Annotated in this window: 13 protein-coding genes and 1 pseudogene; 2 read left to right on the top strand and 12 right to left on the bottom strand. The window is 66.1% G+C overall.

Annotated elements, in window-relative coordinates; genetic code table 11:
* Positions 1-13 precede the first annotated feature (13 nt).
* The 8 genes and pseudogenes from QM711_RS14585 to QM711_RS14550 all read right to left on the bottom strand — a co-directional run bounded on the left by QM711_RS14585 (position 14) and on the right by QM711_RS14550 (position 10,218).
* Entirely contained in the window at positions 14-520 is a 507-nt protein-coding gene (locus QM711_RS14585) for a hypothetical protein (RefSeq protein ID WP_415100574.1), read from the bottom strand.
* A gap of 73 nt (positions 521-593) precedes the next feature.
* A complete protein-coding gene (locus QM711_RS14580; RefSeq protein ID WP_415100572.1) occupies positions 594-806 on the bottom strand; it encodes a hypothetical protein in 213 nt (70 codons plus the stop codon).
* Between the two features lie 629 nt (positions 807-1,435).
* On the bottom strand, positions 1,436-1,666 hold the full coding sequence (locus QM711_RS14575) for a hypothetical protein (protein ID WP_415100570.1): 231 nt from the start codon (positions 1,664-1,666) through the stop codon (positions 1,436-1,438).
* Positions 1,667-2,273: 607 nt separating this feature from the next.
* Positions 2,274-2,636: a hypothetical protein gene (locus tag QM711_RS14570; protein ID WP_415100568.1), complete on the bottom strand. Its 363-nt coding sequence runs from the start codon at positions 2,634-2,636 to the stop codon at positions 2,274-2,276.
* 608 nt (positions 2,637-3,244) lie between these two features.
* The gene (locus tag QM711_RS14565) at positions 3,245-3,517 is read right to left on the bottom strand and encodes a hypothetical protein (protein ID WP_415100567.1); all 273 of its coding nucleotides are present in this window, start codon (positions 3,515-3,517) and stop codon (positions 3,245-3,247) included.
* 217 nt (positions 3,518-3,734) lie between these two features.
* Positions 3,735-4,208 (bottom strand): annotated as a pseudogene (locus tag QM711_RS14560) (RHS repeat-associated core domain-containing protein); the annotation flags it as partial.
* A 43-nt stretch (positions 4,209-4,251) separates the two neighbouring features.
* Positions 4,252-5,540 (bottom strand): IS3 family transposase gene (locus tag QM711_RS14555; RefSeq protein ID WP_415095858.1). Its coding sequence is split into 2 segments (ribosomal slippage): positions 4,252-5,267 and positions 5,267-5,540, totalling 1,290 coding nucleotides; the frame shifts between segments, so codons are not numbered across the junction.
* Between the two features lie 13 nt (positions 5,541-5,553).
* Positions 5,554-10,218 carry a DNRLRE domain-containing protein gene (locus QM711_RS14550; RefSeq protein WP_415100565.1) on the bottom strand — a complete coding sequence of 1,555 codons (4,665 nt, stop codon included), beginning with the start codon at positions 10,216-10,218 and terminating at the stop codon, positions 5,554-5,556.
* A gap of 313 nt (positions 10,219-10,531) precedes the next feature.
* Between QM711_RS14550 and mptB the strand changes: the two genes are divergently transcribed.
* The gene (gene mptB / locus QM711_RS14545; RefSeq protein ID WP_415100563.1) at positions 10,532-12,037 is read left to right on the top strand and encodes a polyprenol phosphomannose-dependent alpha 1,6 mannosyltransferase MptB; all 1,506 of its coding nucleotides are present in this window, start codon (positions 10,532-10,534) and stop codon (positions 12,035-12,037) included.
* Complete coding sequence (locus QM711_RS14540) at positions 12,034-12,975, top strand: enoyl-CoA hydratase/isomerase family protein (RefSeq protein ID WP_415100561.1); 942 nt, start codon at positions 12,034-12,036, stop codon at positions 12,973-12,975. The genes mptB and QM711_RS14540 overlap by 4 nt, the downstream gene beginning before the upstream one ends.
* Before the next feature lie 204 nt (positions 12,976-13,179).
* Here the strand turns inward: QM711_RS14540 and QM711_RS14535 are convergent, their stop codons facing one another.
* From QM711_RS14535 to QM711_RS14520, 4 genes are read right to left on the bottom strand one after another with little or no spacing between them, the layout of a single operon-like run.
* Positions 13,180-15,210: a cholesterol oxidase substrate-binding domain-containing protein gene (locus QM711_RS14535; protein WP_415100559.1), complete on the bottom strand. Its 2,031-nt coding sequence runs from the start codon at positions 15,208-15,210 to the stop codon at positions 13,180-13,182.
* 15 nt (positions 15,211-15,225) lie between these two features.
* Positions 15,226-15,750, bottom strand: a complete 525-nt coding sequence (locus QM711_RS14530; RefSeq protein WP_415100557.1) for a phage tail protein — start codon at positions 15,748-15,750, stop codon at positions 15,226-15,228.
* An 18-nt stretch (positions 15,751-15,768) separates the two neighbouring features.
* On the bottom strand, positions 15,769-16,812 hold the full coding sequence (locus tag QM711_RS14525) for a phage tail protein (protein ID WP_415100555.1): 1,044 nt from the start codon (positions 16,810-16,812) through the stop codon (positions 15,769-15,771).
* A gap of 28 nt (positions 16,813-16,840) precedes the next feature.
* Entirely contained in the window at positions 16,841-18,463 is a 1,623-nt protein-coding gene (locus QM711_RS14520; RefSeq protein ID WP_415100553.1) for a pentapeptide repeat-containing protein, read from the bottom strand.
* Positions 18,464-18,498 lie beyond the last annotated feature (35 nt).

Here is an 18,498-nt window from a genome sequence, read left to right as displayed (position 1 = left end):
TCACTCAATAGTACTACTTAATGAGGAGTTGGTAGCGCGGCATCGGCGGGTGCGGCTGTTGGTGGTTCTGGTTGGACGACCGTGTGTGCTGCGGGACGATCGCGCTACTCACTCCCGCGGCGCTCGCTGCGCGTGAGTTCCCTGGCGTTCTTGTTCCAACCTGTTCCCTGGCGTTCTGTTCCAACCTGACCGCCTCGACTACGCGTTCCAGCTCAGACAGTGGAGCTTCGAGGTCGATGAGGTCCGGCAGCAGTCCCATCGGGTCATCTTCGAGTCGTTCGGGTGTGCACAGCCCGACGCCCTTCCGCTTGGCGAGCGATCGAGCTACTCCGGCTGCGCGGCCGACATCGCCGATCGCATAGTCGGCACTGGTCTCGACTCGGAAGGCGGAACTATTGCCAGGAACGCGGCTTGCTGCCGAGTGCTTTCGCGACACCTGATAGCCGAGCACCTTCAATAATAGTTCCGCTGCCCGGTCGGCAATGAGCGAGAGTGCCGCGTCCTGATCGGTAGGGCTCAATTCACTCCAAAGCTCGCATGCTTCGGCGACCCCCCGGGAATGCCATCACTGGGACGCGTGTCGCAGATGCTCTTCACCCTTCCTGTCTACGGACCGTCAATCCCACTGATCCATGGAGCTTCTTACGTAGTATCGCCACCCGAATCTCCAGGGCGCCGAGCAACACTTCCAAGTTGGGTTTCGCGGTTGTTCGAAAGCTCCAACTGTGGCCATCTGGCGTGTCTGTTTTGATCAGCATGAACGCCCACGATGCCTTCTCCTCGGAGTCGAGCGGGTGGACCTTCATGCCGTCGAGGATAGGTATAGTTCCCCCTCGAACTTTCCGGCTTGATTTTTGAAATCGATCTCGAATGTACTACCGCTGAAGTCGCAGGCAACGCTAGAGTACTCCACCTCGCCGGTCAGGCTGCTGCAACTCTGGGTGACCAAGAAGTCCCTCATGTGAGCGTAGCTGGGATGGCGTAAATCGACTGAGGCGCGGTCTCCCGAATCGCAATTCGCGTCGAAGTAGTCCCCTGCTCTCAGAGTTGGAACTTTCTTCGTAAGGTACTCGGAACCAGCTATCAGTGCGGCCTTCCCGGAGGTGCTGCAACCCGGCGGCCCGTTGTAAGCGGATCGCGTGAACGCAAAGAACAAAGCGATGACCACAGTCGTCGACAACGAGATAGCGACGATAGCATTCCCCTCGCGTTCATGTGCGCAGCCTACCAGAACGTATGAAAGCGTACTCGTCTCGCAGCACAGTGGCTTTCGGAGTGTTGCGTGCGCGGAGAACGCCACGCCCTCGAATGTTGTGCTCGAGGCATTCCGCAATCCACCCTCCTAAGGGCTGCCACGCGTGGCTGAGCTCTCGGGCTAGACCACGATGGCTATGTGCTCGGCCGGGCGCCCATGACTTCGCAGCGACCTCCGCTGTCATCGTCGCGGTACGCCACCTTCATCCGGTCTCACGGTCACAAAGCCGTCCGTCCAGCCTCGCTCGTCGAGGTGCTCCTCAACAATCAGCCACCGGACGTCGCCGGCCAGCGTGACAACGCGTCGAAGAGCGACCTCTGCCTCCGTCCTGCTGAGGAATACGCCCCGTAGGTAGCCGGGCGCCTCGAGTAGGGCATCTAGCTCTGCAGGATCGAAGTACAGCGCGAACACGACTCCACTGGTCGACGTAGTGTCCCTATCGGATCTCGACACCGGGGGCCTCCAATAGCTTCCCCAGCTGGAGTTGGACTATCTCGAAATCATTTGGAAACTGAGAGAAGCCTGGTAGGGGCATGGCGTCATCCCGTGCTTGCTGGGCAAGGTGTTGGCTGGTGAAATATCCTAGGATTTTGTCGTCACCACCGAGGGCCAGATCCGGATCGTCGTGATGGTGCAAGAGTAGCCAGATGGTGCGACAATCAGTGATTGTGTCACATTCTAATCTCATCGTCGACGCTCCAAGTGCTTCTTCAGCTTGCTGTAGCCACTTCCGGGACCCCTTCGAGGGCTTGGACATAGGATGCGCAGCAGGGCCCTTTCAACTGTTTCGCCTTTAGTGCGCGGATACCGCGGAGAGGTTACGCCATCAACTTCTGCGGTCGCGTGCTACGCCCAAGGATTGGGATGAGTGTGCCGGGCCGCAGACAGCACCATGTCGCCTGACCGCAGTTGGATCGCCGCCACCCAAGTGTCCGAACCGTCGACATACACAGTTGCCTTCCGGAAGGGGTGCCCATCTGTCGCGTCTGCTTGGGTCTGCCACAACGTCTCCGAACGCTCACGGCGGATTTAAGAGTTTGTGTCGCCCTTCGCTGTAGTACTTCACCTTCGACACATCAGACATCGCGCCCTCCAGATCGCGAGCGAGGGTGAGCCCAAGTGCATCGAGCGAATCAATGTGAGTGGCCAGGCGCTCTCGCTCGACCCTCACGACAGGAATGATTGGCTGGTATGCGTCATTCCACTCCAGGATTCTACTGGAAAGCGATGCAGAAACTTCGAGATCGGCCAGGTCTAGCTGCTCCCCAGTAAACTCGTCCTGAATGGACGGCCGAAGATGGTCGGCCGAGAAAATCAGATACTTGCACTTTGCGGTACACCTAGTTTGGTGAAGTTTGTTCCATCTCGCGCCTGTTGCCATCCTTTGTAAGCCTTCCCCTCGAAGTCGGTTCCATTTGGTCCGCGAGCTTCGTCCGCAGTCGGTCGGAACGTATAGAAGCGTATCCCATCGCACAGCAGTGTAGTTCACAGAGTCTTGCGCGTGGGAAGAACGTCGAGCCCTCCCCTCGTTGTTTATGTCTGCTCTCGTGTCGGGGTTGTTTTAAGGGAGGAATCGGAGCGCCGCATCCAGGATTTCAGCCAGTGGGGAAGTCTCTATCCTAGGGATTCCGAGACACTCAGTTCTTATCTGAAAGCGAAGTCTCTCAGTCGGCGTGCAAGTGGGTCCGGCGCGGGCTCTGCGTGGCTGCTCACCGAGATTTCAATGGGTGCCGTGGGATGCGGTAAGGATCAGGGGTTTACCGCTGGCTGTCGAAGGCGGTATCGACTCCGTCGAGAAGCGTCGATGATCTCAATCTCTCGAATGGCTGCGTCGATCGAAGAATGCACACCGATGTCGCCGTCATCATCGAGTACAACTGGCGGGAGCGGCAACTTATCCATCAATTCGATCCCGCCATCGCTCACCAGTCGTCTATTTGGCCCACTGGATGAGGCATTCCTAATTCCCTTCATCTCGTGATTCACGGCTCAATCGGTTTCGGCGGTGAGTGATGCGAGTCGGCTTGCGAAACAAATCAGAGCATCAGCGAGCTCGATGACGTAGGCAAGCCGCCCATCGGCGCGCTGGCAATCGGCCTCAAGCATTGCAGTCCCCAGCACCACCCACCGCTGGTTGGTCTCGCCGAGATGGACGGATCCGTCAATTTGAATTTCCGTCACGTCGACAAACCTGAATCGATAGCTGGCATGATTGACCACGGTCACGGCGATTTCAAAGGGCTTGTCCTGGGATGAACGCAATTCGACTCAATGCGACTTCACTGTCATAGTCCTCGGCGTCCCACTCTCGACCCTCCGTCAGCTGCCAGCCGTAGGTGAGGCGCTGGGGCTACATTCGAATGACCGGGGAACCAGCGGCTCTCGTGGCTCGGCATTGATCAGATCCTCCTGCGAGCGTTACCGAGCGTGGCCTTTCCGCGACGGAGAAGGCGGAGTGCTGTTCTGGCGTGCTTGCCAGTCATCCGCTCCACCGTCTCCTCTGAGGTCCCTTGTTGGTGACGCGTATCCTATGTACGTGTGGCCCACCCTGTCCATGCCCATTTCCGAAGCAGTAGCGAGTGGTACATTTATTGGATCGGTGCACAGCGTTTCTGTCGTTGGTTCTTGACTTGAGCCGAGCTATCTGTGGGGCCTCCCGCGCCGTCTTCGCTGCGCGCCAGGTCGACGCGGCGGGTGCGATCACGTTGCTCGCCCAGCGTTTGACAGCCAGAGCGGCGACTCGCACGGCCCAGGTTCCGATGCGGGCGCAGAAGAGGCGGCAGGCCGTAATCAGAATCGGGATGAACCAGAAGGCGCGGCCGTCCAAGTCGAGCTTGTTGATGGGGTCCGGTGGATAGGTGAATGCGTTGTCGTTGCCGCCATCAACTGGGTCGATGGAGAGGAATCGTCCGGTGGTCGGGTTGTAGAGCCGGGCGCCCATGAGGGTGAGTCCGCCTACGGTGTCGCTGTGAACCGACCCAGGTTCTTTGCCGCTTCTATGCGGGTTGCGGCTCTTTGGTGAGGGTCGCGTAGTAGGTCGCCTCGTATTCGTCGGGGTTGACCATTCCGAGGCTACCGTGAAGCCTGCGGTTGTTGTACCAGTCGACCCAGCCGGCGGTCGCGTACTCGACGTCCGCGATGGTCTTGTACGGGCCGTCGTGGAAGATCGTCGTACGCACGCACTCGGCCTTGTAGAGGCCGTTGATCGTCTCCATCAGGGCGTTATCGTAGGCGTCGCCGACCGATCCGATCGACGGTGCGATCTGCTCCAGCGCGAGGTGCTCGGTCAGCACAATCGATGTGTATTGAGAGCCCGCATCGCTGTGATGCCGGAGCTGCTTCGGGCCTACAGGGTGGCCTTGCCGGTCGCGTTCCCACAGCGCCATTCGCAGCGGGATCATGACCAGATCGACGTGCTTGGTGGTCTGCGCGTGCCAGGCCACGATGCGTTGGGAGAACACGTCGAGGATGAACGCGACATACACCCAGCCCGCCCACGTTCTGACGTATGTGAAGTCGGTGACCCAGGTGTGATCCGGCCGCGGGGCGGTGAAGTCCCGGTTCAGCAAGTCCCCGGCGCGGATCCCGTCCTTCGCCTGGATCGTCGTGCGGATCGCCTTCGCACGCGTCACCCCGGACAGGCCCAGGGCCCGCATCGCACGATCCACGGCGCCGCGTGAGGCGTCAGCGATCGCGGTGCGTCGGATGAACGCGGTCATCTTCTTGCGCCCATACAGGCCCTCCGGCGTCATCTTCCGACGCTCCACCCCCTCGGCATCGATGACCGTGGTCCAGGTCGCGTCACGGACGGCGTCGACGACCTGCGCGTCGGTGACGGTCCGGATCGATATGCGGCCTTGCCGCCACGCCCGATAGGTGCGCGCGGCGACCTTCACGCCCTGCTCTCGCAGAACGCGGATGATCGACTCGACCGCGTGCCCCTCGGCCCTCGTCCGATCGATGAAACCCATGATCAACGGTTGCGGGGGTCGAGTTCCCCCACGAAGAAAGTCGTCGCCGCTTTCAAGATCGCCACGTCCTCGCGCAGCTTCCGATTCTCCGACTTGAGGCGGCGGATCTCGGCATGTTCCTCGCTGGTCTGCCCGTCCCGGTCACCGGCGTCGATATCGGCCTGCACCACCCACCGCCGCAGCGACTCCGCCCCGACGCCTTCCTGGCGGGCGACGGCCGCGATGGCCTTCGCGTTCGAGGGGTACTCGGCCCGGTGCTCGCGCACGAGCCGGACAACGCGCTCACGCAACGCAGCATCAATCTTCCTCGGCATGAGGAACATCCAATCAACTCAAAAGGATGCGGCACCAAACCTGGGTCGGTTCATAGGTGAATGCCTCTGTGATGCCCCCGCGCGTGGTCGAGGTGATCGCTCCGGTGGTCGCGTGATAGCTGGTCGTGCCGCTGATGGTGGTGTGATCGGTCAGGGCAGTGCTGCTGGAGGCCTCGCGGCCCTGGTAGTCGAACGCGGTGATCGTGGCCCTGGCCCATGTGGAGGCGGTCTCCTCGATCCTCGTGGCGGCGCCGAACACGCTGTAACCGGTCGTGGCGGTTGTCGGCACCGGATGGCCGGTGGATGGGTCGCCGGCGGCCTTCACGACGCAGCTGTTACCGTCCCACTCCGGCTTCGACCGGCAGCTGCTGACCGACGCGGAAGTGTCGGCGGTGTAGTAGACGGTCTTGATGGAGTAGGGGTCGTTGGCGCTTCCGTCGGTGATCGCCGTGCCGCCGGGGGTGCGGCTCTCGATCACCCGCCCGATAGAGTCGTACCGGGTGATACTGGTGGACCAGCCGGAACCGTCCTGATGGAGTGTCCGAGTTGGCGTCTTAAGTAACCACCCGGAGGCGTCGCCAGACACTATGGGGTCGTAACGATAGCGAACCTTCTTGGTGTCCCAGGTGTTGCCGTCGCCCTTGGGCAGGATCCGGTCGGTGACTGCAGTGCGCTCTTCGACGGCGAGTTGGTAGCCGCCGTCCGGCACCCCTGTGGTCGGGCGGCCGGGCATCAGGCTTGCACTGGACTCGTCGTCATAATCGGTGCTGGTCACGGTCCGCGCCACCACCGTGGCCCCGTCCTCCAGCACCACCTCGCGCATCGGTGTGTAGGTCTCCTCCACTCGCGTGCCCGCCGTGTTGAACACGGTCAGCGTGGCGTACTTGTCCGCGGAGGTTGCCGGCTCCGGTTCGGTGAGAGCCAAGGCGCGGCCTTCCGCAGACAAGCTCCAGGTGGTGTTGCCTTGGGCGTCGTAGCGGGTGGAGTCGATCAGCCACTGACCCGCGCCGTAGCTGGCGGTATTGGTCGTCCGCCCGGCTTGGGAGAAGTAGGAGATGGTGGCATAAGGCCAATCAGCCTCGCCGGATGCGCCGGACAGAACGCGGTCAGGTTCAAACACGGCCGTCGCTCCGGTTGGGGCATCGGCGGCCAACTGCCCCCATCCCGCAACCGCGTTCGTGGTGAGGTCGGGCAGTCCGGCACCGGACAGCGGCAAGCCGTAAGCGACGGTCCAGGTCGCGTCGCCGCTGCCCACAGCCGGGTCGAGGGCACGCTTGACGGTCGCCAACCGGCCTTCACCGTCGTAGCCGAAACGCCAGGGCACCAAACTGGGATCGGTGACCTTGGTGACCACTGACTTGGAGTTGATGGTGGTGTACTCGTACAGCGTCTTGCGCCCGATGCCGGCATCGCCGGAGGCGTTCGGTTCCCAGGTTTCGGTGAGGCGGCCCTGGGCGTCGTAGCCGTAAGCCGCGACATCGATGGTCGCCATAGCCGCCGACGAGGTCGGCTTCCCGTCACTACCCGGCTTGGGGTCCCAGGCCCGGTACTGCACTTTGGTGAGCCGCGAGCCCCCGTTGATGGTGGTGTAGGTGAACTTCAGGGCGCGGCAGCCCTTGTTCTGCGTGGCGGCGGTGCAGGTGACGCCCGAGGGGGCGGGGGCGAGGATCCAGGTGATCAGGCCGTTGCTGTCGCGGATGAACTGGACGGTCGAGTTGTCCTCGGGCTCGATCGTCTTGTGCGTTGACCAGACCCCGGCGGTGGTGCGCTGGAACTCGGTGATCGTCCCGTCGTCCTCGGTCAACGTCAGCGTGTGACTGATGCCGGTGCCGCCTCCGGTGGCCAACGTGAGCGTGTCCAGGTTGAGCGCGGTCTCACCGACCCCTTTGTAAGTGCCTGTCTTCAACGCCCCTTTGGTGCCGGTGGAGTGCGCGTACACATCGGACTCGCCCTCCGGGGAGGTGAGGATGAGCGTGCCGTCGATGGCGGTGTTGTCCGTCACCACATAGCCTGCGACGCCGGCGCCTTCGCCGGCGAAGTCGGCAGTCCAACCTGGGCCGAAGACGCCGGCCGGGCCCGCAGGGTCACCGGTGAGGGTCCCGTGGGTGCGGCCGACCGTCAGGTTCCCGCCGGTGCCGGGGACGTCGACATCGGTCTCCGACACCTGATACTCGCCGGTGAACAGGGCCAGTGTTCCGGCCCCCACCTCTTGGGTGGGGTAGGAGCCGCCGAAAGCGTGCGGGATCAGGATGATGCGCTGCAAAGGCGAGGGCATCTCGACACTGCCCGGGTAGGTGAACACCACCCGCACCTGCACCGTCGACGGCACACTGATGCCGGTCTCCTTCGACGGCGTCCAGGTGAGCGGCGGTATCTGCGACATCGGAGTGGAGGCTTGCAGGCTGCCGGTCCAGGTCGCGCCGGTCGACTTCAGTTGCAGCTTGGTCGCGGTCGTCCAGCCTGTGCTGGTGTCACCCTCAACATCGGGGGCGTATCGCCACTCCACTCGCGCACCGGTTGCGCCACTGCCGGCCAACGCCTGCACCGGGAAGGTCGACGTGGAGCGGTCGTCCAGCATCGGCTGCGTTATCGCGGCCGTACCGATACCGAAGGAGAAGGTCGTCCAAGCCGAGGCCAGCCCGGACCGGTTGCGGGCACGGGCCTCGATCTTCACCACGCCCGTCTCCGGCACTGGGATCGCAGCGGTTGTGCCGGAGCCGCTGCTGGCGATCACGGCCGGCTGATCCTCGACGGTGCCGGCCTGAGTGCGGCGCCACTCGAAGTCGGCGACCCCGGTGGCCGTGAAGGTGCAGGTCGTTGTCGGCGCGACCCGGGTGGCATGCCAGGAGTTGGCGGCGTAGCCCGCGCAGCTGATCGAAGGAGCCGATGGTGCAGTGATGTCGACTCCGAGAGTGCGCCACGGCGACCACTCTCCGGCGAGGCCGTGCTCGTCGGTGGCGCGGGCACGCACGACGTATGTCTGTCCGTCGGTCAGTGCTGTGGGCGGCTTGCAGCTCGCCGTGGCACCCGCCGCCACCTGTCCGGTCGTGCATGAGGCTGCCACGGTCGGCGCATCGGTCGATGTCCGAACCTCGAAGGCGTAGGTCACCTTCGAGGCTTCCGCATCGGTTGCCGAGGTGGAGAATGTCGGGGTTGCCGTCGAAGTCCACAGCCCGCCGTCGAAAGTGCGCGAAGCGTTCACCGACACCAAGGCGGCCTGCTGGGGTGCGCTGTTGTAGGTGATCTTCAGATAAGGGACGCGGCCGGCGCTGTTGCACGACGTATGTGTCGGGTCATACTCAAGTGAGCAGAAGCGCCGTTCGTAGGATGGGTCTGTCTTCTTGTCGTTGGGCACATTCAACTGCACGCCGTAGTTGGCGAACCCGCCGCCCGAAGGGCCGTCGGCCCAGGCCTGCACCATGCTCTTCAGATTGGCGTCGACGAACCCGTTCGGGCTCGAGCAACCCTCGCCGCCAACGTTCTTCGTGAGCGAGGACGATGTGCCCGTCGTGGTATCGATCGCGGGCTTGTTCGAGTAGACGGTCGTCGCTTGGTCCCAAGCGCCCACCAACGGATGAATGTTCATCAGCTTCGACGTCGAGCACGACCCGGCGGCGTACTGGTACAGGAACATCGATGCCGCCAGTACCTTCCGGCCGGCGATCGCGCCGGTCGGCCATTGCATGAAACCAAGACCCTGGTTCGGGTTCGGGCTGCCGGCAACCTTGCCGACCACGACCCGATAGGAGACGGTATCCACCGCCGTGTCACCCAGGCGCACCCAGGTGTCCTGCGACGGCAACAACGGTGTGAGGTCCGGGTCGATGGTGATCGGATACACGACGTCGGGGTCGTCCACCAACGACCGTGGCGTGGTCAGTGTCAGATCCTGATCGGTGCGCTGGCCCTTGGCCGCCGTCTGATCAAGGCTGGCCTCGACCCGCACCACCTCGATGGGATCGCCGAACGGGTCGAGCCGAGCGTCCCAGGCCGTCAGCGTGGACGTCTGACCCGCACGCTTCGAGCCATCCGTGAAGAACAGCTGCCCTTCTTCCGTACGGCTCAGCTTGACCCCGTCGGTGCGCACCTGGATCGTGAACTCCGGCGCCGCAGCCTTGGCCGAGTTGATCCGGATCCTTGTCGATACCCCCAATGCGGTGGCAGTCACCAAGAGATCGACACCGTCCGAAACCGCATATGTGGCGGTCGCGCCGTCCACGGTGGGCGTCGGCAGGGCGTCCGGCCATGACCACACCGTCGACCCGCCGCCCGGCAAGTCCAGCCGGGCGAATTCCCGCGACCCGCCGCCATCTATCAGCACCGTTGAGGGTGACGCCTTCGGCGCAAATCCTCCGCCCTTTCGGGATACCAGCGTGTAGTCGACATCCGTCCACTTTCCTTCCACGTCCTTTACCCACACAGGTGCCGCATGCGCCTCTTGTTCAGATGTTCCGTCGGGATTGATCAACACCCGCACGGTCTCGCTGCGCTGCGAGAGATCCTCCACAGCGACGTTGAGTACTCGCGCGGTGACGGCTGCCGACACCAGATCGGGTCGATCCGGCACTCCGTCACCGTCGGAGTCGGCCGCTTTCACCGCTTCCTCCGACGGGGAGGGTGGCGGGGTCTCCGCGCGTGCCATCGGGCTCTCAGTGCCGAAACACAGAGCGATCGACACCGCGGCGGAGACTACACATGTCGCCCAGCGCGGCAATGGGACCCCGGACGCCGAAATAGGCAAACGCAACATGAGGGGCGAAAATCCTAGGCAGGGCACCAGGAGCGACGAAACTGCCCGGGGCTTACGACACGACGCGCTATGTATAACAGGATTCAGGTGCCGGCCGGAAGTGCGGGAGGGCAACTGGCCGAGCCCGACGATGGGTTGACGGGGGGGCCTGCTTGCTGGTCGGGCTGCTCACCGAACCGCGGCCCGACAGGCCAGACCATTAGGCTGACCCAGACGATGTCGCGGACGAAGGATTGCTCGAGTGGGTGAGGTGGACCAGGTCGCAGCCGGGCCACGGCTGCGTCGTCCCACCCGCCAGACCGTCAAAGGCTACTGGACGGATGTCGTCAACGCCTGGCGGGTTCCGGCGGTCAAGCGCGGCCTGCTTGCGACGTCCCTGCTCTTCGTCGGCTCGCTGACCCCTGCCTATCTGCCTCAGAACAGTCCGTGGTGGGAGCCGATCCGCGCGCTCGGCTGGGACACCTGGCCGGCGAAGGTGATCGGCACCGCGCTGGTGGTGACGGCCGTGGTGTTGCTGGTCAGCGCCTGGTTCCGGCTGCGTCCGGGGTTGTACCTCGACTTCAAGCACTGGGCGGTGGGCCTGATCTGGAGCCTGCCGCTGCTGCTCGCGCCGCCGATCTTCAGCCATGACGCGTACTCCTACGCGGCCCAGGGCTGGCTGCTGCACAACGGGCTGAATCCGTACGAGACGCCGGTCAGCGTGCTGCCTGGCGCGTTCGCCGACCAGGTGTCCTGGGTCTGGCGGTACACCGCAGCCCCGTACGGTCCGCTGAGCCTGCAGATCTCGCATCTCATGGTCGTGCTGGGTGGGCTGAATCCCTACTACTCGACACTGTTGATGCGTATTCCGGCGCTGATCGGGGTCGTTCTGATCGTCTACTTCCTGCCCCGGCTGGCGGTCAGGCTAGGTGCGGACGCCCAACTCGCCGCCTGGTTCTCGACCATCAACCCGCTGCTGATCATCGACCTGGTCGGCGGCATGCACAACGACGCGCTGATGATCGGGCTGATCATCGCCGCGCTCTACCTCACCCACCGCCGGCCCGAGTTGTTCTGGCTGGGGGCGATTGTGATCGGGGTGGCGGCCGCGGTGAAGCAGCCGGCGCTGCTGGCCGCCTATCCGGTGGCGCTGATCGGGCTGCCCTGGCAGTGGAACACCCAGCACGTGCTGAACAAGATCGCGCGGGCAGCGATCGCTTCGGTGATCGCGGTGGCCACCTTCGCGGCGATCTCGGTGGCGACCGGACTGAACTTCGGCTGGATGAACGCCATTGACGTCCCCGGCCGGGTGGTGACCCTCGCTCCGCTGTCGCTGCTCGGCGAGGGGATCCGGCTGCTCTGCGTGATGGCCGGACGCCCCGAGCTGGGCACCCAGATCGCCGGCGGCCTGCTGGTGGCCGGGGTGGTGGCGTCCGCGGTGATCGTGGCCTACCTGGCGGTGACGGTGGCGCGGCGGCGTCCGGTCACTTTCCTGTCCTGGTCGTACCTGGTGGTCGCCTTGCTCGGGCCGGCCATGCACTCCTGGTATCTGCTCTGGGGAGGGTTGCTGCTGCCGCTGACCCGTCCGACCGAACGGGTGCAGCGGGTCGCGGTGGTGGTGACCAGCGTGCTGCTCGGTTACGGCGCCGGGAACCTGGCCTGGCGCAACGACACCGGCATCGCACTCGGGCTGGCCGGCCTGGCGCTGATCATCACCCTGCTGGTCCGCTACCTCGACGAACACCGCGGGACGGGAGACCACCGATGAGCGACGATGTCCGATTCGAGATCGCGGACGGGGTGGGCCACGTCACCCTCGACCGGCCGCGGCAGATCAACGCGCTGACCCTGCCGATGCTGGCCGAGATCGGCGACCGGCTGGCCGACTGGGTGGACGCCGACGCGGTCGAGCGGGTGCACCTGAGCGGTGCCGGCGAGCGCGGGTTCTGCTCCGGCGCCGACGTCCGGGCGGTGCGCACCGATCTGGCCGAGCGTGGCGAGGTCGCCGCCGAGGTGTTCTTCACCATCGAGTACGCGGTGGACGCGCTGATCGCGAACTATCCCAAGCCGGTCCGGGCGGATCTCTTCGGCATCACCATGGGCGGCGGGATGGGCCTGGCCGCTCATTGCGACGAGCGGGTGGTGCGGCCCGACAGCCGGCTGGCGATGCCCGAGACCATCATCGGCCTCTTCCCCGACGTCGGGGTGCTCTGGGAGCTCTCCCGCGCGCCCGGCGAACTCGGCACCCACCTCGCGCTCACCGGCAGTGGCGTGGGCGCCGCGGACGCCGTCCTGCTCGGCCTGGCCGACCGGGTGGTCGGCGATGTCTCGCCGGCGGTTCTCCCGGGGCAGCGGGAGTGGATCGACGCGTGCTACGTCGGCGACGACCCGCTCGCCATCGTCCAACGGCTCGAGGAGCATCCGGACGCCGAGGCCAACGAGACCGCCGCGGTGCTGCGCCAACGTTGCCCGTTCGCGGTAGCCGTCAGCCTCGCCGCGATCCGCCGGGCGGCCACCTTGCCCGATGTGGCGGCCGTGCTGGGCCAGGATCTCGCCCTGGCCGTCCCGATGGTGCTGCGTCCGGACTTCTCCGAAGGCGTCCGCGCCCAGGTGGTCGACAAGGACCGCAACCCGACCTGGGCTCCCGAGCGACTGGAGGATGTCGACCCCGCCGAGGTCGCAGCGCTGTTCCGCGACCTCGGCTGACGAGGCCAGTCGACGTGGTGCGCTCGGCGGGGATGCCGGACCCCGGGCGCACGATCTCGGCATCGTGACACGGTGCCCGGCCAGATGCATGATTTCGCGCTGGAGACCGAAATCCTGCGCGCAACGCGCCACCCTGACACGATGCCGAGATCGTGGAGCCACAGGACACCGACCGGACGACGGCCCGCCAGGCTTCGGACAGGTTCAACCTGCGGTGAAGAGCGTAGTCAGGAACGGGTTCTTGAAGAGGCCGGCGGCGTCCAGGCCGTTCAGGGTCGTGGTCTCCCAGGCCCAGTCGTCGGACGCCGACCGCCCGTCGCTGAGGGTGCTGCGGATGTGCGCCAGGAAGTCGGCGGACGTCCAGGCGCCGCCGTCGGCGGTGTAGGCCCAGCCCTTCGACCACTCGGGTAGCAGTCGGCCGGCGGTTCCACTGAAGCGGCCCAGCAGCCAGCTCTCCAACTCGGCGTAGAACTGATCGGCGCCCGGCGTCCCCGGAATGGTCAGGACGTCGAACCAGACCGCGACGTCCCAGCCGTTGGCCCGGTCGGTGCCGTCCTGGCTGAGCGCCGAGATCACCGGGCTCTCCGCGCCGGCGACACCAACCGTCGCCGGGTCGTCCAGCGCCGTGACTCGCAACTCCAGCGCCGAGTTGACCGGATAGCTGCCCCGGGCGGCATAACTGGTCAGCATCGAGGTGTAGTTGGCCACCAGGTCGTGCACGGCCTGCTGCACGTCGGACCGGCGCAGGTGGATCGCGTAGCCGTTCGCGGTCACCCGCAAGGTGGTCGCCTGGATGTAGAGAAGACTGTTCTTGGACGGCCCCCAGATGTCCCGCGACACCGGATACGAACCGGAGATGCCGAGCCAGTTCTTGCCGTCCAGGCCGTTGGCGGTCACCCGGGCGGCCATCTGGCCCACCGACGGGGTCAGTGACGGGTCGCCGTCGACCAGCGAGGTGATCAGGTCCTGCAAACCGTCCGGCACCACGTCCGCGAACGGGTAGTTGAACGGCGTGCTCACCGCGATCGAACCGGACGGCTGGGTCGGGGCCACCTGCCAGGTGTGCAGCCACGGGTTGTCGCTGAACGGATACCAGATCACCTCGACCCGGCCGAGCCGTCCGAGGAAATCGGCGAACGAGTTCGCCGGCACCGGGTCGGACGCGCTGGGCGCCGCGAAGATCGTGGCGGAGGGCAGGTCGGTGATGCTGAGGCAGCGCAGGTTGTAGTTGTCCACCACCTGCAGCGTCGCCTCCAGCACCAGGGCCCGTCCGACGTGGGCGAGCACCGCCTTCGTCGTAGCGTCGCCGCGCTCCATGGTCCGTGCCGCATACCGGGTGCCCGGGTTCGCCGGGTCGGTGCAGACCAGCGTCAGGTCGACCACCTGGTTGCTCAGCGAGCCGTAGCTGGCCGCGAAGGCGTCCGTCGGTGGGCAGGGGATCGCCGTGCCGTGCGCCCCGATCGCCAGGACGCCGCCGACGGTCAGGTCACCGGGCGCCGGCGTGTGCGGGAACGAGTACCCCGGAGCGGTGCCGGTGCCCCCCGGTTGCTGCTCCAGGAAGGTCAGCAGCTCCAGCATGGTGGCACCGGCACCCACCCGGACCCGGGTCGGCAGGCCGTCGCCGGCCGGCAGCAGTTCCATGCCGGCGAAGCCCTTGGTCAGGTCGACCAGCAGCACCCGCTCACCCGGCGACCCGGTCGGTGTCACGGTCAGCGGCGACCAGCCGTGCATCACGCCGCGGGGTCGTAGCTGATAGGCGTTGTCCTGGGCCCAGTTGCAGACCAGCGCCACGTCGTCCGCGGTCAGCGGCGCGCAGGTGAGCATGCCGGGCCGGACGATCTGGCGGTCCCAGTTCTGGTACGGCAGCAGGTTCAGCGGCACCTGGGCGGGGAAGCCCGGCAGGTCGGGCCGCGCGGTCGGCGGATCGAGCGCACCCGCGGTCACCGTCCAGTCCCAGATGGTGCCGTGCACGGTGTAGTGCTGGGTGCGGCCGTTCATCGTCAGCTGGACGGCTTCGGGTTCCGGCGGCGGGCTGTGCCGGGCGTCTCCGGAGACCACCACCAGCGGTCGGATGGTGGCCCCCTCGTGGAACGGCAGGCCGGCGAGTTCGACCGTCGCGGACTGGCCGAGCAGCAGCCGGCTGGACGGGCTCTCCCGGAAGGCGCCGGCGCTGGCGCTGAAGCCCAGAGCCACCCCGGCCGAGTTGGTGAGTGCGATGCGTTGGGCCTGAATCATGGTCGTGAGCCGCGCTCAGAGGTAGCTGATCACGTAGTTGATGGCGGCGTTCCGGGGACGCGTCTCGGCGCCGCCGGTGGCGGACGTCTGAGCACCGGTGGTGCTGTTCTCCGCGTACACCCCCGGGGTCTCCGCGCCGCCGAGGTTGATGATGTGATAGTCGCCGCCGGCGCTGGCGTAGGTGTGGGTGTGGCTCTGCAGGCCGCCGGGCTGCATCGAGCCGACCGCGTCCCCGCTGTTGCCCGGGATCGCCAGGGACGGCTGTGGCGCCGTCCGGGTGGCCGCGTTCGGGTCTACCCCGGCGCCGCCGTCGGTGCCGCGATGGAAGATGCCGCGGTAGTCGGGGATGCAGAAGGTGGTTTTGGTGCCGCCGTAGCAGGTGCCGATGACTTTCTGCAGCGCCTGGTACTGAGGATCGGTATTGCCCAGCGCGCGTCCGTCGCAGGGCAGGTAACCCTGGGCGATCAGCGCGGCTTCGGAGGTCGGGGTGAGCGAGCCGGCGTAGGGGAGCACGGAGCCCACCGGGTACAGCGAGGACATGGGGGTTCTCCTTCGCGGTCAGGCCGTGACGGCCTTGATCAGGTAATTGACATTGATGTTGATCGGACGGCTCTCGGTCAGGCCACCGTTGGCGGCGGTGGTCCAGGTGACCCCGGCGTTGGTCTCGGCGTGATCGCCGATGGCCGTCGCCGCGCAACTCCAGTAGTCGTTGTTGTAGGTGTAGTTGTGGCTGTGGGCGGCGAAGGTGGTCGGTTGCAGCGAGCCGACCTGGTTGCCGGAGTTGCCCGGGTACGGCAGCGACGGCTGCGGCGCCGTCCGGGTCAGGTAGTCCGGGTCGGCGACGGGCAGGCCGGGCACGGGCTGGCCGACCACGCCGCGCAGGAACCGGCCGCGCAGGTCGGGCAGCCGGAAACTCGCCTGGTCGTCGGCGCCGAACATGTTCGACACGGTCGCGTACAGGTTCGGGTAGCTGGCGGCCGGCTGCTTGCCGCCGGTGCAGGGCAGCCAGCCGGCGCCGGCCAGAGAGGGCGCCCAGGTGGCCAGGTCGCCGGCGAACGGCATCACCGCACCGACCGGAACGACGTCCGGTGAGTTGACCGCCTTGATGATGAAGTCGACGTACTGGTTCACCGGCCGGGTCTCGGTGGCGCCGACGGACGAGGTGGTCGATGTGGTCGAGCCGGACAGGCACTCGTGCCCCAGGGTGTGGGTGCTCTTCAGGTAGCTGTTGTAGTAGTTGTAGCCATGGGTGTGCGCCTCCATCGAGTCCGGCTGCACCGAGCCGACGTTGTTGCCGCTGTTGCCGACGTTGGGCAGGTCGGGCCGCGGAGCAGTCCGGGTGGCGGCGCCGGGGTCGCGCTGGTTGGGGTCGCTGCCGTCCAGGCCGCGCAGGAACAGGCCTTTGTACTCGGGCACCGCGAACCCTGAGGCGTTTCCGCCGTAGCTGTTGGCGAGCACCGCGAACAGGTCCGGGAACTGGGCGTTCGGGTACACAGAGCCGTCGCACAGGATCCAGCCTGCGGTGATCAGGTTCAGCACGCCGGCACCGTCGGTGCGTCCGGCGTACATCAGCACGGTGCCTACGGGGGTCGAGGCAGTCATCGGGTCTCCTTCGAGGGACTTGGGGTGGTCAGATGGTCGGAGGTGTGGGGACGGCGACCGTCACCGGCCAGTAGCTCTGCGGGCATCGCTTGGGATCGGCCGGCGCGAGGTTGGCGCCCTGGCACGGGCCGGTCCCGGTCGGGCAGAAGGTGGTGCCGTCGGTCGGCGCCAGGGTGGTCGCCGCCGTCCAGGTGATCGGCTGGATCGGCACATCGATCGAACCCAGCGAGTAGTGCGAGACGATCTTCAGCAGCCCGCCGGACGGCGGTGGCGCGTCCGCGGCGACGGCCGCGTTGGTCAGGTTGGCGCCGTCCAGGTTGCTGCCGGTGAAGTCGGCGCCCTGCAGCGCGGCACCGACGAAGGAGAACCCCTTGGTGTGCAGCTTGCCCAGCAGCGTGCCCTGGAAACCGGCCCCGGCCAGGCAGGCGCCGTCGAACGACACCCCCACCAGGTCCTTCTCGGCGACCCCGCTGAAGTCGAGCTCTGGCAGGAACGCGTTCGCGAAGTCCGCCTCACGCAGGCTGGCCCCGGCGACGGTCGCGGCCTTGCCGAACAGGAACGCGTAGGCGAAGGTGACCCCTTGGGCGTTGGCGTTGCTGAAGTCAGCGTCGAACAGGTAGCTGTAGGCGAAGTTGGCAGGCCCGGACGACGCGGTCGCCTCCAACGGCGACAGCACCGCCCCGTGGAACACCGCTCCGTTGAGGTACGAGCCGGTCAGGTTGGCGTTGCACAGTGACGCCCCGGTGAAGTCGGCCTTGGCCAGGTTCCACTGGATCATGTTGACGAAGTCGAGAATCGTGCCGCGGGCGTTGATCTGCGGCGGCTTCGCCGGCGGCGCCGGGAATTTGTTGATCACCGCGCGGGTCAGGTTGAGCCAGCGCCAGTCCGCGCCGAGCGAGGGGTAGTTGACGGTAGCGCCGGTGAAGGTGATCCAGGCGTCGTCCGCGGCCCCCAACGGCGGCACCAGCGTGGTCGCCGTCAGGTCGCAGCCGACGAACAACGCGTGCCCGAACGTCTTCCCGGTCAGGTTCGTGCCGGCCAGCCGGCAGCGGGAGAAGTCGAACGGCATCGCGGTGACGTTCAGGCAGCTGAAGTCCACCCAGGACAGGTCGGAGCCGTTGGGCACGTTCCAGCCGCCGGGCGGGGTGTAGGTCCAGGCCGGGTTGGTCTGCGCCGACTGCCAAGGCGCCAGGTAGGGCGCGGAATAGCCGGTGCTGGTGGCGACGACCACCCCGCCGCCGCCGTCGGTGGCGAGATTGATCAGGGCGTACCAGAGGTGGTCGGCGGGGTTCTGCCAGAGGAAGGTCAGGTTGGGGCCGAGCCGGAACAGCCCGAACTGTGCGGCCTGTGCCTGGCCGGCGCCGGTGGCGTAGAAGACGGTCCGGGTGCTGCCGGCGACCTGCTCGGACTGGGCGATGACGTACTGGCCGTTGGCCAGCGACTGCAGCAGGAAGCCCTGGCCGGCGGTGCCGGGCGGCAGCTTGTCGGTGTAGGCGTTGAACACCTGCGCGGTGGCCGAGGACGCGTTGGGCACACTGTCCAGACGTCCGTCGGTGTTGACGGAGGTCCAGCCCGTGACCGCCCCGGCGGGCGGTTGCGGGGCGCCCAGATAGGTGGAGAAGCCGAATTGGGAGATGCTCAGGATGTCCATGGCAGTTCCGTTCAGGACGTGGGGCAGAGTCGTTC

Source organism: Micropruina sp., assembly GCF_047602385.1.
In the GTDB taxonomy this organism is placed as follows: Bacteria; Actinomycetota; Actinomycetes; order Propionibacteriales; family Propionibacteriaceae; genus Micropruina.
Note: the sequence above shows the minus strand (reverse complement) of the source record. Positions and strands in the feature narration are given on the sequence as shown.

What these genes read in the sequence shown, in the direction of transcription:
- QM711_RS14570 (WP_415100568.1), bottom strand. Translation starts at nt 2,636, where the DNA reads ATGGCAACAGGCGCGAGATGGAACAAACTTCACCAAACTAGGTGTACC.
- QM711_RS14580 (WP_415100572.1), bottom strand. Translation starts at nt 806, where the DNA reads ATGAAGGTCCACCCGCTCGACTCCGAGGAGAAGGCATCGTGGGCGTTC.
- QM711_RS14540 (WP_415100561.1), top strand. Translation starts at nt 12,034, where the DNA reads ATGAGCGACGATGTCCGATTCGAGATCGCGGACGGGGTGGGCCACGTC.
- QM711_RS14530 (WP_415100557.1), bottom strand. Translation starts at nt 15,750, where the DNA reads ATGTCCTCGCTGTACCCGGTGGGCTCCGTGCTCCCCTACGCCGGCTCG.
- QM711_RS14525 (WP_415100555.1), bottom strand. Translation starts at nt 16,812, where the DNA reads ATGACTGCCTCGACCCCCGTAGGCACCGTGCTGATGTACGCCGGACGC.
- QM711_RS14520 (WP_415100553.1), bottom strand. Translation starts at nt 18,463, where the DNA reads ATGGACATCCTGAGCATCTCCCAATTCGGCTTCTCCACCTATCTGGGC.
- QM711_RS14535 (WP_415100559.1), bottom strand. Translation starts at nt 15,210, where the DNA reads ATGATTCAGGCCCAACGCATCGCACTCACCAACTCGGCCGGGGTGGCT.